The sequence below is a fragment of the Ruminococcus sp. RTP21484sp1_RTP21281st1_A8_RTP21281_210402 genome (genome assembly GCF_040914025.1).
GTDB classification, from domain to species: domain Bacteria; phylum Bacillota; class Clostridia; order Lachnospirales; family Lachnospiraceae; genus Blautia_A; species Blautia_A faecis.
Genome location: NZ_JBCPGE010000050.1, coordinates 1 through 14579, shown reverse-complemented (window position 1 = coordinate 14579; position 14579 = coordinate 1). Strand labels below are relative to the sequence as shown.

13 protein-coding genes are annotated in these 14579 nt (G+C 41.5%); 7 read left to right on the top strand and 6 right to left on the bottom strand.

The window, feature by feature from the left end:
* On the top strand, positions 1–849 hold an 849-nt coding region (locus AB5170_RS18620; protein WP_368365133.1), incomplete at its 5' end, for a leucine-rich repeat domain-containing protein.
* A gap of 79 nt (positions 850–928) precedes the next feature.
* Here AB5170_RS18620 and AB5170_RS18615 read toward each other — a convergent pair.
* A complete protein-coding gene (locus AB5170_RS18615; protein ID WP_306467730.1) occupies positions 929–1345 on the bottom strand; it encodes a DUF1284 domain-containing protein in 417 nt (138 codons plus the stop codon).
* Entirely contained in the window at positions 1329–1886 is a 558-nt protein-coding gene (locus AB5170_RS18610; protein ID WP_148463559.1) for a biotin transporter BioY, read from the bottom strand. The genes AB5170_RS18615 and AB5170_RS18610 overlap by 17 nt, the downstream gene beginning before the upstream one ends.
* 165 nt (positions 1887–2051) lie before the next feature.
* Here AB5170_RS18610 and AB5170_RS18605 point away from each other — a divergent pair, with 165 nt between their 5' ends.
* The 5 genes from AB5170_RS18605 (at position 2052) to pduB (ending at position 8184) form a co-directional block, all read left to right on the top strand.
* Entirely contained in the window at positions 2052–2756 is a 705-nt protein-coding gene (locus AB5170_RS18605; RefSeq protein ID WP_148463560.1) for a LytTR family DNA-binding domain-containing protein, read from the top strand.
* A gap of 14 nt (positions 2757–2770) precedes the next feature.
* Complete coding sequence (locus AB5170_RS18600; protein WP_148463561.1) at positions 2771–3433, top strand: sensor histidine kinase; 663 nt, start codon at positions 2771–2773, stop codon at positions 3431–3433.
* A gap of 284 nt (positions 3434–3717) precedes the next feature.
* Positions 3718–5547, top strand: a complete 1830-nt coding sequence (locus AB5170_RS18595; protein WP_173769797.1) for an ABC transporter ATP-binding protein — start codon at positions 3718–3720, stop codon at positions 5545–5547.
* The gene (locus AB5170_RS18590) at positions 5534–7405 is read left to right on the top strand and encodes an ABC transporter ATP-binding protein (protein ID WP_173770892.1); all 1872 of its coding nucleotides are present in this window, start codon (positions 5534–5536) and stop codon (positions 7403–7405) included. Before AB5170_RS18595 ends, AB5170_RS18590 begins: the two co-directional genes overlap by 14 nt.
* A gap of 65 nt (positions 7406–7470) precedes the next feature.
* Positions 7471–8184 carry a microcompartment protein PduB gene (gene pduB / locus AB5170_RS18585; RefSeq protein ID WP_173769799.1) on the top strand — a complete coding sequence of 238 codons (714 nt, stop codon included), beginning with the start codon at positions 7471–7473 and terminating at the stop codon, positions 8182–8184.
* 89 nt (positions 8185–8273) lie between these two features.
* Here the strand turns inward: pduB and AB5170_RS18580 are convergent, their stop codons facing one another.
* The 4 genes from AB5170_RS18580 to AB5170_RS18565 all read right to left on the bottom strand — a co-directional run bounded on the left by AB5170_RS18580 (position 8274) and on the right by AB5170_RS18565 (position 12525).
* Positions 8274–9530, bottom strand: a complete 1257-nt coding sequence (locus AB5170_RS18580) for a hypothetical protein (protein WP_173770893.1) — start codon at positions 9528–9530, stop codon at positions 8274–8276.
* Positions 9531–9802: 272 nt separating this feature from the next.
* On the bottom strand, positions 9803–10078 hold the full coding sequence (spoVG, locus tag AB5170_RS18575) for a septation regulator SpoVG (RefSeq protein ID WP_173715856.1): 276 nt from the start codon (positions 10076–10078) through the stop codon (positions 9803–9805).
* Between the two features lie 54 nt (positions 10079–10132).
* A complete protein-coding gene (gene glgD, locus AB5170_RS18570; RefSeq protein ID WP_118577983.1) occupies positions 10133–11251 on the bottom strand; it encodes a glucose-1-phosphate adenylyltransferase subunit GlgD in 1119 nt (372 codons plus the stop codon).
* Positions 11248–12525: a glucose-1-phosphate adenylyltransferase gene (locus tag AB5170_RS18565; protein ID WP_173769802.1), complete on the bottom strand. Its 1278-nt coding sequence runs from the start codon at positions 12523–12525 to the stop codon at positions 11248–11250. The genes glgD and AB5170_RS18565 overlap by 4 nt, the downstream gene beginning before the upstream one ends.
* Positions 12526–12935: 410 nt before the next feature.
* Between AB5170_RS18565 and murC the strand changes: the two genes are divergently transcribed.
* Positions 12936–14315, top strand: coding sequence for a UDP-N-acetylmuramate--L-alanine ligase (gene murC, locus AB5170_RS18560; RefSeq protein WP_173769803.1), 1380 nt, complete (start codon positions 12936–12938; stop codon positions 14313–14315).
* Positions 14316–14579: the final 264 nt, after the last annotated feature.

The following is a 14579-nucleotide window of genomic DNA, read 5'->3' as shown; positions in this document are numbered from 1 at the left end:
CCTACCTGTACTGATGAGGGTGTAAAAACCTTTACCTGCAATGCCTGTGGCAAAACAAGGACTGAGGCAGTCGCAGCTCTGGGGCACAACTACAGTTCCGACTGGACTATCGATACCGCTGCTGCCTGCGAAACAGTCGGCAGCAAGAGCCATCACTGCACACGCTGTGACAGCAAAAAAGATGTAACTGAAATTCCTGCTTCCGGCAAGCACACCTGGAATAACGGTGTAATCACCAAACCTGCAACAATTGCAGAAGAAGGCGTAAAAACATACACCTGTACTATTTGTGGTGTAACGAGAACTGAGACAATTGCCAAGCTTCCAATGCCAACCGTGACTCCGGTTCCAACAGCCACACCAACACCGGCAATCACTTCTGCCCCAACTGTAACACCGACTCCATCCGTTTCAGTTGGAACAAAAATTACAGATAAAAAAACTGGAAACATATACAAAGTTACAAGCAGCCGTTCTTCCAGCCAGACAGTTGCCTTTATTGGAAATAAAGTAAAAACCAGTGTCATCATTCCAACTACAATAAAAATAAAAGGTGCCACCTACAAAGTAACTGAAATTTCCACCAATGCTTTCAAAAATAACCGTAAGCTGAAAAAAGTGGTAATTGGTCAGAATATTGTAAGAATAGGTAAAAATGCATTCTACGGCTGCAAAAAACTTACTTCCATTACCATCAAATCCAGCCGGCTTACATTAAAGAACATTGGCAAAAACGCATTCAAAAATACAAGTCCAAAAGCTACTGTAAAAGTTCCGAAAAAGCAGAAAGCTCTTTATAACCAGATCCTTAAGAAACGGGGACTTAATAAAAAAGCTAAAGTCAAATAAATAATCTTTAAAACACAAAGAACCGGATTCCGCAAAGTGCTGGATATCCGGTTCTCTGTATTTTTCCGCGAGAGCTGCTTTATTTACTCCACCGACTCGGCTGTTCCTGGCAGATCCGGTTCCACTGGCAATCGCCGCAGATTTTCGTTCTTTTTCCCGTTTCAATGATTTTTTTCTGTACTGCTTCGGTAAATTCCGGGAATGCAAGTTTCTGACCTTCTTTTAAGCCGCATTCTGCCAGCACTGCATTGTCATATCTTTTCACCTTCTCGGCTGCCTCGCAGATTCCCTGGCTATTGTTTGGACAGGCTGAGCAGATTTCGTCAGTTTTTACTGTGAGACAAACATCTGCCCCTTTTGTAAAAAGCTCCAGCATTTCCTGCATATGGGCTGTAAATCCAGTGCTGTAGCCATTTCCGATAAAAAACGCCAGGCACATCCCGTGGTGAGGGCGAATGGGATATGTCTGACGTTCTTTTTTACTGCATTGGTACAAGCTTACGTACCCTTCTGGACAAAACAAATGCCAGAGCGATCTTTACAAGGTCAGGAATGATAAATGGAATTACGCACCAGCCCAGTACGGTTCCAAGTCCGACAGCTCCGGAGGTTCTTGTATATACAACCATGAACCAGATAGTTCCCATTGCGTAGCAGACAATCAGTCCGACTACCATGGAAAGAATCTGAATAACAGGCTTTTTGCCCCAGAGAGATTCCATAGCCCACATTACCAGGGCGGAGAAAAGAAATCCGATGATGTAACCGCCGGTATTGTTAAGAAGAATACCAAGTCCTCCTGAAAATCCTGCAAATACAGGAACACCAATAGCTCCAAGTAAAATGTAAACCAGTACAGCCAGGCTGCCTCTCTTTCCGCCAAGCACACCAACAGCCATAAATACACCAAATGTCTGTAATGTAAACGGCACTGTCATTGGAATGGAAATCCAGGAACAGATTGCGATCAGTACGGCGAAAATAGCTATGTATGCCAGGTCGTATGTTTTTGTCTTTGTTGCGGTTACGGTACTCATATTCTCCTCCTCGAGTAAATATTATTTTTGTCAGATACAATCTAACACAGTTACGTTGCAATTGTCAACCTATTATTTGTTTTTGGTTTACAATTCTCTTCGTGAAGAATCTGGACATGTTTCCCGCATACGTGCTATACTTCTGTAAAATGGAGGATTAAAAAATTGTGTCAAACATATAGAATTGCAATTTGTGATGACCTTGCCACAGACAGAAATTATCTTTCTTCTCTGTGCGAAATATGGGGCAGTCATAACAGTTATCATATACAGATTTCAGAATTTACATCAGCCGAAAATTTTTTGTTTCATTATGCCGAGAAAAAAGATTTTGACATTCTTCTCCTTGATATAGAAATGGGCGCCATGGATGGTGTTACCATGGCAAGGAAGCTGCGGCAGGATAATCAGACCGTACAAATTATATTTATCACCGGATACGCAGACTATATTTCTGACGGATATGAAGTAGATGCCCTTCACTATCTGATGAAGCCCATACAAGAAGAGAAGTTCTTTACAGTTCTTGACCGTGCAGTCACAAAGCTTATCAAGAATGAGAAGGTTCTTAACATAATCAGTCAGGGTGAGATGATTCGTCTGCCCATCTGTCAGATCAATTATGCAGAGGTAAACAGCAATTATATTACGATTCACAGTCAACAGACTATCACCCTGAAAATGACCTTAAGCGAATTGGAAAAAAAGCTGGATTCTCATTTTTTCAGAGCGGGACGTTCTGCTTTGGTAAATCTAAAAAAAATCAGCCGGGTTACAAAAAAAGAGATTTATTTGCAGGATGGAAGTATAATCCCCCTTCCACGCGGCGCTTATGAGAAGGTTAACCGGGCAATCATTAATATGGACTGATTTGGGAGATTAAAATGCATTTATTTTCGAAAAAAGCAGCTAAAAAAATGGCTGCATATCAGAAGGAACTGATTGAAACTCACTATCAGGAGGTTGATAATATGTACCGCCAGATGCGAGGCTGGCGCCATGATTATCGCAATCATATCCAAACAATGAAGGCTTATGCAGCCACAGAAAACTGGGACGCAATCAGACATTATCTCGATCTTCTTGACAAGGATCTTACCACAGTAGATACTGTGATAAAAACCGGAAATGCCATGACAGATGCTATTTTAAATTCTAAAATATCACTGGCACGGTCCAAAGATATTCAGGTAATTGCAGATGCTGACATTCCTGTTAAGCTGAATTCCTCTGAAATTGATCTTTGCTGTATTATTGGAAATTTATTCGACAATGCCATAGAAGCCAGCCTGCAGCTTCCCAAAGAAAAACGACTGATCCGCATTTATATGGACATGAAAAACACGCAGTTATACATTTCTTTCACTAACTTTACAGCGGGAAAGAAGTTGAAAAAACAGGGAAATCTTTTTAAAAGTACAAAAGGTGATGGTCATGGTCTGGGGCTGATCCGTATTGATGATATAGTAAAGCGATCTGATGGATATATCAGCCGAAACAGTGAAGAGGGCGCCTTTACCACTGAGATTTTACTGCCCCAGTTATAATTCATCCCCCGAAACATGCAATTCATCCCCGGTTTAATCCGGGGATATTTTTTCTGGTAAAATCATATTAAGAATCTTTTTAATGATACCAGAGTCAAAAGGTCAAAAAGCCGATGCAAGCTCGCTTGCAAGAGGATTTTTGACCTCTTGACCCGCAAAAAACATGAGTAAGTAGCCATTTTCCGAAGAAAAATGAGCGGATTACGAATGTTTTTGAAGATTGCGGGAGTGCAAAGCACGTAGCAATCTGGTATCAAAAGAAAAATAAGAAAGAAGGGAAAATCATGTTTCAAAAAAATCCTGTATCAAAATACAGTACTTTTCAAAATATATGGTTCATGATTAAACTTGCCTGCACTTCTCAGGAGAAGAAAGTTCTGGTGATCAGCTTTTTTATCGCACTGTTAACCATTATACAGAACCTTCTTAACCTTTATGTTTCTCCTGTCATATTAAGTGCAATAGAAAATCATGTTTCCATTCAGGAACTGCTTTTTACAATTGTAATTTTTGTGCTTATGATAATGCTGGTATCAGCTGCATTGGCTTATGCAAATCAAAACGTAATTTGCGGACGGATCAGTGTCCGTTGTGAGATTGTAAATCTTTTAAACAAAAAAGCATCCACAACATCTTATCCCAATATAGACGATATGAAATTCAAAAAATTACTGACCAAATCGGCCGAATATACGGACAATAACGATCAGGCCACTGAAGCAATCTGGAATACACTAACTGTACTTTTGATCAATATTGTCTGTTTTTTTATTTACGCCGGTCTTCTTACACAAATTCATCCAATTCTGATTTTGGTCATTCTGTCAACTGCCGGAATCAGTTATTTTATCTCTCAAAGATTAGATGAATATAAGTATCAACATCGGGAGGAAGAAGCTGAATATATACATCAAATGGCATATTTATTAAACCGTGCAGCTGACTTTGGTGCAGCAAAAGATATCCGCATTTTCGGTCTTCGTTTCTGGCTGGAAGAATTATACAGCAAAACAGCCAGGGAATTTACAGCATTTCATCGAAAAGCAGAAAGTGTTTATATCTGGGCTGGAATTGCAGATTTGACTTTTACTTTTCTGCGCAATGGAGCGGTCTACGCATATTTAATTTATTTGGTATTATACCGCGGTCTTGATGTGCCTGCTTTTTTGCTTTATTTTACTGCAGTGGACAGTTTTTCAGGCTGGATTACAGGAATTCTGGAAGGACTTGGCACATTGCACCGACAGTCTCTTGATATTTCCACGGTCCGGGAATGTCTGGATTATCCGGAATTATTCCGTTTCAAAGATGGACTTACCTTAAATCAGGACGCTAAAAATAATTATGAAATTGTTTTGGAAAATGTTTCATTTCGCTATCCAGGAGCTGAAACAGATACTTTAAAAAATATAAATCTTACCTTACATCCAGGAGAAAATCTGGCAGTTGTAGGTCTTAATGGTGCTGGAAAAACTACGTTGATCAAAATAATCTGTGGGTTTCTTGATCCCACAAAGGGACAGGTAAAATTGAATGGAACAGATATCCGAAACTATAACAGAAAAGACTATTATAAGCTGTTCTCGGCAGTGTTTCAGGATTTTTCATTGTTAGCGGGAACCATTGCAGAAAATGTGGCGCAAACAGAAAATTTCGACCTGAAACAGGTGAAAAATTGTATCAAAAAAGCCGGCTTGCTTCCAAAAATAGAAGCTCTTCCAGATAAGTATCAAACCTTTCTGAATCGTGAGGTTTACAAAAATGCAATTATGTTTTCGGGTGGAGAAACACAGCGCCTTATGCTCGCCCGCGCATTATATAAAGATGCCCCTTTTATTATATTGGACGAACCAACTGCCGCACTCGATTCCATTGCTGAAGCAGACATTTATCAGAAATATGACGAAATGACAAAGGGAAAATCCTCAGTTTATATCTCCCATCGGCTCGCTTCTACCAGATTCTGCAGCAGAATCTTAATGCTGGAGCAGGGAGAAATACAGGAAGAAGGAACTCACGAAGAGCTGTTAAGGCAAAGTGGAAAATACGCTGCTCTCTATGAGGTTCAAAGCAAATATTACAGGGAAGGAGATGGGGAAAATGAAGACAAATGAGAAAAACATATCGTTAAAAGAAGCACTGCAGCTTAATCACAGAGCATATAAGCTTTTTTACCGATATTATCCAAAATTAATTCTTTCCCAAATCAGTCTGACCATCTGGAAAGCACTGACTCCCTATATAATCATATATTTATCTGCACTTGTTATTGAAGAACTTGCAGGCGACCGAAGCCCTGACCGCATTCGTTTTCTGGTAACGATTACTTTATTATCCGGAGCAGGAATCAGCTTGATATCTGCATTTCTTAAAAAATGGAAAAGGACTTGGAGCGCAGGTCTTGGAATGAAAATCAAGCGAATTTTGTGCGAAAAACTTTTTGATATGGATTACTGTGATTTAGATGATAGCAAAACTATGGAGTTATATTCTTCCATTATTCAAAATCTCAATGGACCTGGGTGGGGACTATACAATGTTCTGTTAAATTATGAAGCTCTGTGTTCAGAAGGATTTTCGATCATTTGTGGCTTATCCATGACCATTTCCCTTTTCACCAGCCAGATTCCAAAAACAGCAGAAAAACTTGTTATTCTTAACAATCCGGTATGTGTAACAGCCATAATTTCTGTTATGGTACTGATTACCTGGTTTTCGCCTGTACTCGCTGGAAAGGCAGGAAAATACTGGGTCAGAAGTGCAGATCTGCATACCTTTTCCAATCGTTTGTTTGCATATTACGGACGTCTGGGCTATGATAGCAAAAAGGCAGCGGATATGCGGATTTACCAACAGGAAAAAATATGCGAAAAGCATAATCTGAGCAAAGAAAATCCTTTCGGTTCCAAGGGATTATTTGCCAGATATGGAAAGGGACCTGTTGGATTTTACATGGCAGCGTCTTCCGCAGTATCTGTAATTTTCACAGGGATTGCCTATGTTTTTGTATGCTTAAAAGCCTGGACAGGTGCCTTTGGAATCGGAGCGGTTACAAAATATATTTCCTCTATTACGAAAGTATATTCAAGTGTATCCGGCTGTATCTCCACCATTGAAGATATGCAAAACAATGCTGTTTTTCTGAAACAGACATTTGAATTTCTGGACATTCCCAATAACATGTATCAGGGAAGCCTGACTACTGAAAAACGCAGTGACCGAAAGTATGAAATAGAATTTCGAAATGTTTCTTTCCGATATCCGGGATGTGAACAATATGCCCTTCGAAATATTAATTTGAAATTTAAAATCGGTCAGAAGCTGGCTGTCGTTGGTATGAATGGAAGTGGAAAGACTACGTTTATCAAACTCCTATGTCGCCTTTACGATCCTACAGAAGGAAAAATTCTTCTTAACGGAATCGATATCCGAAAATATAATTACAAAGAATATATGATGATTTTTTCCGTGGTATTTCAGGACTTCAAACTCTTTTCCCTGACTCTTGGAGAAAATGTAGCCGCCAAAATCAATTATGACGAAGAAGAAGTAAAAAGTGCTCTGAAGAAATCCGGATTTTACAATCGCCTTTCCACAATGCCAGAAGGTCTGAATACTTATCTCTACAAGGATTTCAATAAAAAGGGAATTATCATTTCCGGCGGAGAGGCTCAGAAAATAGCTATTGCAAGAGCTATTTATAAGAATGCCCCTTTTATTATATTGGACGAACCGACTGCAGCTCTTGATCCCATTGCGGAAGCTGAAATATATGGAAAATTTAATGAAATAACAGGCGATAAAACTGCCATTTATATCAGTCATCGTCTGTCTTCCTGCAAATTTTGCGATAAAATAGTTGTATTTCATGAAGGATCTGTGATTCAAACTGGAACTCACCAGGAGCTTGCTGCCGATAAAAGTGGAAAATATTTCCAACTATGGACGGCGCAGGCGCAATATTATAGATAAACAGCTTTTCAATTTCCCTTAATCATGTTAAACTAAGGAAAAGTAATGCTACGGAGGTTTTTTCCATGGACGTACACAGTATCAGTACCAAATGCGCCCGCACTGAATTTGTGGGAACTGCTGTTCTGGATACCATCGGACTTGTAATTTCAGGAGTTGATGATACTCTTTTAAAGGAAATGAATATAGGGACACGCTATCATACCCTTGGACTTTTCAGTTCCCGTACAGGTGCAGCAGGTCAGATCACTGCTGTCGATGATGCGGTGAAAGCCACTGGCACAGAGGTTCTTTCCATTGAATTTCCACGGGATACCAAAGGCTGGGGTGGACACGGCAACTATATTGTGATTGGCGGAAATGATGTTTCAGATGTGCGCCACGCTATTTCGCTGGCGCTGGAACTAACTAATAAGTATGCAGGAGAATTATATATCAGCGAATCCGGTCATTTGGAGTTTGCTTTTTCAGCCAATGCAGGCGGTGCTCTTGCCATGGCCTTTCACGCAGTTCCAGGGGAAGCTTTCGGATTCATGGCAGGTTCTCCGGCAGCGATTGGACTTGTAATGGCAGACACTGCAATGAAGGCTTCTGCAGTTCATATTACACGCTATATGACACCGAGTATCGGTACAAGCCATTCCAATGAAGTTATCCTTGCCCTCTCCGGAGATGCCAGTGCTGTGAAAGAAGCTGTACTCCAGGCAAGACAGATCGGCCTGGAACTGCTGATCGGAATGGGAAGCTATCCGGAAATTCCGGGAGAACCGTATTTATAACAATCCCCCCTATATATTATTGCAGACAAATGCCCTGACAGGCAGAAGATTTTAATGATCTTAATCCTGTCAGGGCGTATTCTTTTTCCTTAATTCAGTCTGTAAACCTCCGCACTCTGAAGTCCAAATGCAAGTGCCTCTGAATGGCTGTTAAAATAAATATCCACATGTCCGTAAGGTGTTCCAAGATCCTCCACTGTATACACATTTCCATTGATCAGGAGCTGAGTTCCGAATGGCACACCAGCCATGGCAACGGTTCTTCCCGCTGTAGGAACAGTTCCGCTGGCTGTCAGGTTTCCTGCTGTTCCGCAGCACTGTGCACAGTTACAGTATGCGGTGAGAGTAAAGGTTCCAAGGTAGGTTCCCTGTGAAGATGAACTACTGCCCTCGGAAGAACTGTCGGAGCTTTCACTGCTGTCCGATGACTCGGTATAAGAATCATCATAGGCACTGCTGTCATCTGCGTCCTGATTGGAATCACTTTCAGACTCGCTGTAGTCATCGTAGGATTCCTCTGTGCCATAGTTTTCCCCGTCACTTGGTGACTGGGCGGCAGCCTCAGCTTCCTGGGCTACCTGCGCCTCCTGGGCTGCTTTCTCTGCCTCTGCAGCCTGCAAAAGGCTGTAAATACTGCTGTCTGCATTACTGATCTGTGTATTTAAAGCACTGATTTCATCCTGGCTGGCACTGATCTGATAAATATAGGACTGAATGTTCTCATTTGTGCTTGCAGTAAGTGCCTGTACCTCTTGCTGTTTGGCAGATTTCTCTGCCAGAAGTTCATTAATATTCTGAGCTTCCTCTTCTGCCTGCTCTTCCTGGGTCTTGATATCTGCCTGAAGGGCTTTATATTTAGCAAGCATGTTTCTGTCATACTGGGAAATCTGGGCTATATTCTCTGCACGGTTCAGAAACTGAGCCAGATCTTCTGAGGACAAAAGCAGCTCCAGCATGGAAGCACTTCCATTCTCATACATGTATACAATACGCTTCTTCATATCCTGATACTGCTTGTCCGCTGTGGCCTTGGCTTCCTCAAGCTGGGTATTCAGGGTTTTCAGCTCTTCTTCTTTCTCCGCTGCCTGAATTCCAAGCTCAGATACACTGTTGGTAAGGTCTGTATACTGAGCATTCAGCTCTTCCAGATAGCTTTCAAGCTCCTGCTTCTTGCTCTCCAGAGATGCCATGTCGGACTGCTGCTGTGCCAGTTCTGCCTGCGCAGCTTCTTTCTGTGCCTGTACATCAGCGATCTGTTCCTCCGTAGAAGCAGCAAATACTGCCCCAGGCATAGAAACAGTCATGATTCCAGTTAACAGCATTGCAAAAATCTTTTTAAATCTCATCTATGTAAACACCTCGTTATTTTTTTCGTAGGTCAAGTATAACATATTCCGTAATTTTTTCAACACTTTTATTTAACTTTTGTAACATTTACGTAATATTTCACGATTTTCCAGAATCTAGAAAGTTAATAAATACATGGTTATAGAACAAATTCAGGCACAGTATACCGTGAAATAGTTTGGGCAAATCACAGGAATGTTTTTGCAAAAAAACACCCCGCATTTCATGAAACTCTCCATAAAATGCGGGGTTGTAAAAACCTCTTTACTTCTTATACCGCAGCTTCTTCCTCTGCTACAGCTTCCTGGTATTTCTCGAGAATGATCGTCTGGATCTTGTCACGAGTGGAAGAATTGATAGGATGCGCGATATCCCGATATTCTCCATCGGTTGCTTTGCGGCTTGGCATTGCGATGAAAAGACCTTTCTCTCCTTCGATCACCTTGATGTCATGTACTACAAATTCTTCATCAATGGTAATGGAGACTACAGCTTTCATCTTCCCCTCCTTTGCAACCTTTCTCACCCGTACGTCTGTAATGTTCATTTTTGCTGCCCCTTTCCTCTTAATCGCATTTACTGCGCTTTAAGTCTTATTATATTACAAGCTATATCTATCATTATTCTCCACAACGATCTCTACTTCTCCATCACCGCTGTAGTACGAATTTGCCCGGATGGTTCCCCGGCTTTCAACGATACAATTCTCGATATGTGTATTATCCCCCAGATATACATCATTCAAAATTACGGAATTTTTAATTACGCAATTATTTCCAACATAAACATCTTTAAACAGGACAGAATTCTCAACCACTCCGTTTACAATACATCCACTGGAAATCAGAGAATTCTTAACATCTGCGCCAGGATTGTATTTAGCCGGTGGAAGATCATCAATCTTGGTCTTAACTGCCGGCTCCTGTTTGAAGAAGTAGTTACGGATCTCCGGTTTCAGGAAATCCATGTTGGTCTTATAGTAAGATTCAACAGTGGAAATATTGCTCCAGTAGCTGTCGATCTTATATCCATAGATTCTCTTCAGATTCTTATAACGGATCAGAATATCTTTTACAAAGTCATTTCGACCTTCCTGTGCAGCCTTCTCAATCAGTTCGATCAGCTGTCTTCTTCGGATCACATAAATACCTGTAGAAATAGTATTATATGGGGAAACCATTGGCTTCTCCTCAAATTCCTCAATCCTGCAGTCCTCATTCATGCGAAGGACACCGAAACGCTCAACCTCGGAAGGATCCGGACATGTAGTGCATACAACAGTAATGTCAGCGCGTTTCGCAATGTGATATTCCAGAACCTTGTTATAGTCCATCTTGTACACGCAGTCACCGGATGCGATGACAACATATGGCTCATGACTGTTCTTCAGGAAATTGAGATTCTGATAAATAGCATCTGCAGTTCCCTGATACCAGAAACCGTTTTCTTTGGTGATAGTAGGAGTAAATACGAAAAGACCGCCCTGCTTTCTTCCGAAATCCCACCATTTGGAGGAGCTTAAATGCTCATTCAGGGAACGTGCATTGTACTGAGTCAGTACAGCTACTTTCTGAATGCGGGAGTTCGCCATATTACTCAGGGCAAAATCTATGCTTCTGTAGCTTCCGGCAATAGGCATTGCTGCAATTGCCCTTTTGTCTGATAATTCTCTCATGCGGTTATTGTTACCGCCGGCTAAAATAATTCCGATTGCTCTCATGCTTTGTCACCGTCCTTTGTTGCAATTACCTGTCCGCTTTCCAGAATGCCATCCGGATAATCTGCCGGAGTGGTCACACCGGAAATCGCCGTGTTCTTTCCAATCTTAACATTATCCGGAATCACGGAGCCTTCTCCTATGGTCGCAATGCCAAATGCATATACCGCAGGTTTCTTTATATTAGGTGCTTCCTCGCCGCAGCCAAGAACCACGTCATTTCCTATGGTTACGTCCTCTGCCACAATTGCCTTTTCCATGTCTACATTCTCACCGATGATTGTATTCCGCATGATAATAGAATCCCGGATCACACTGCCTTTTCCGATCACAACATTCGGTCCGATTACAGAATTATGTACTTCGCCATAGATTTCAGAGCCTTCACCGATGAGACATCTGTCCAGAACGGCCTCCTCTGAAATATACTGTGGCTGGATGATATCGCCCTTGGTGTAAATCTTCCAGAATTCCTCATAAAGATTAAACTCAGGAATAATATCAATCAGTTCCATATTTGCTTCCCAGTAGGAACCAAGAGTTCCAACATCTTTCCAGTAGCCATTGTATTCATAGGCAAAAAGGCGCTGTCCTTTATCCTTGCAATATGGAAGAATATGTTTACCAAAGTCACAGCTCTGCTGATCCTTCAGTGCGTAAAGCGCTTCCTTCAGAACCGGCCAGCTGAAAATATAAATTCCCATAGACGCCAGATTGCTGCTTGGATGCTCTGGTTTCTCCTCAAATTCAGTTACTCGGAAAGTCTCATCCGTTACCATGATACCAAAACGGCTGGCTTCCTCAATAGGTACAGGCATACAGGCAATGGTCACATCCGCCTTATTTGCCTTGTGGAAGTCAAGCATAACCTCATAATCCATCTTATATATATGATCTCCTGAAAGGATAAGCACATAATCGGGATTGTACTGCTCCATATACGCCATATTCTGGAAAATGGCATTGGCTGTTCCTGTGTACCACTCGCTGTTTGTGCTCTTCTCATAAGGTGGAAGTACGGTTACACCGCCTTCAGTTCTGTCCAGGTCCCACGGAACACCGATACCTATATGGGTATTCAGTCTCAGAGGCTGATACTGTGTCAGGACTCCAACTGTATCAATTCCTGAATTAATACAGTTACTTAACGGAAAATCAATGATACGGTACTTACCTCCAAAAGCTACTGCTGGTTTGGCCACTTTTTCTGTCAGTACCCCAAGTCTGCTGCCTTGGCCGCCGGCTAAGAGCATGGCAATCATTTCTTTTTTAATCATGCTATCACCTCTTGTTGTAGTTATGATTTATCATTATACCATACTTCCCATGCTTAATAAACATATTTTACAAATTATTTGTTGATATTTTATTTTTTTTATCGTTATTGTACATGTTTTTTCGACATAAATGAAACTTCGACCACTATTTTTTATTCATTTTGCACAGTAGTGTCACAGTCCTTTGGGGACTGTCTGAAAAAGGTATTCTGCATGATATGCAGCGCAAAGCGTATTACCAGTCATAGAGTGAACCATATTGGTTACCGACTATCCAAAGAAATACTTTGCAATTTTCACAGTTCGGGGTATAATAAATGAAAGTAATTGTAAAAATTCATAACGATTCAGGAGGCTTTCCTTTCAATAATATTGAATCGCTGAAAAATGATTAGAATAAGGAGATTAACATGTATCAAATAGACTTCCATAAACCGCTTCATATCCATTTTATCGGTATTGGCGGAATCAGCATGAGCGGACTTGCTGAGATCCTTCTCGGCGAGGATTTTAAAGTTTCCGGCTCTGATTCCAAAGAAAGCCCGCTTACGGATTCCCTTACCAGGAAAGGTGCACGCATCTTTTACGGACAGCGCGCTTCCAATATTACAGACGATGTAGAACTTGTAGTTTACACTGCAGCCATTCATCCGGATAACCCGGAATATGCCAGTGCAGTGGAAAAAGGCATTCCAATGCTGACCAGAGCCCAGCTTCTTGGTCAGATCATGCGCAACTACGATACCCCAATCGCAGTTTCCGGAACCCATGGCAAGACCACCACTACTTCCATGATCTCCCAGATTCTTCTCGAAGCAGATGCGGATCCGACCATCAGTGTTGGCGGCATTCTTCCTTCTATCGGGGGAAATATCCGAGTAGGTCAGTCCGAAACATTTGTCACAGAAGCCTGTGAGTATACCAACAGCTTTTTAAGCTTTTTCCCGAAGATCAGTGTGATCCTGAACATTGATGCTGACCATCTGGACTTTTTTAAGGATATTGACGACATCCGTCATTCCTTCCGCAAATTTGCCCAGCTGCTTCCCGCAGACGGAGCCCTAATCATTAATGCTGATACGCCGCATTATCAAGATATTATCAAAGACCTTTCATGCAAAATTATTACATATGGTCTGGAGCATGAAGCTCAGTATCAGGCCACAGATATCACTTATGACAAATATGGACATGCATCCTTTACCGTTCTGAAGGATGGCAGAAAGGCCGGCAGTTTCTATCTGAAAGTTCCTGGCAGCCACAATGTTTCCAATGCCCTGGCAGCAATTGCTCTGGCTCGGCTTCTTCAGATTCCGGATGATGTCATTGTCAAAGGACTTGGCAGTTTCACAGGAACAGATCGCCGTTTCCAGTATAAAGGCGAAGTAGCAGGCGTTACCATTGTTGATGATTATGCGCATCATCCAACAGAAATCCAGGCTACTTTAAACGCTGCACACAATTATCCACACAAGAAGCTGTGGTGCGTATTCCAGCCTCATACTTACACACGTACCAAGGCTCTTCTTCCGGAATTTGCACAGGCTCTTAAGCTTGCCGATCATGTGGTTCTGGCAGACATTTATGCAGCAAGAGAAACAGATAATCTTGGAATCTCTTCCAAGGATCTGCAGGCACGGATCCAGGAGCTTGGTACTCCATGCGAATATTTCCCAACCTTTGATGAGATTGAGAATTTCCTGCTGAATAATTGTGAAGCCGGAGATCTGTTGATCACAATGGGTGCCGGAGATGTTGTTAAAATCGGAGAACAGTTACTTGGAAAATAATTGATTGCAATTTCAGCGGTTGTCATGTCCTTTTAAGACCTGGCATCCGCTGTTTTTGTTTTACCATTTTTATTGTCTCTGATCTGTTTTTCCTGGCAAAACGTGCATACCTTCTCATATCCACGGTCACAGACTGTTTTTGCCAAAAATAATTATCCACATTGAAAAGAGCTTGGAAATTCAAGCAATTTAATAGTTATCCACATTATCCACAGGCTTATGCACATTTTTGCACTGGCCTGCATGTGGATTCTTATGTGTATA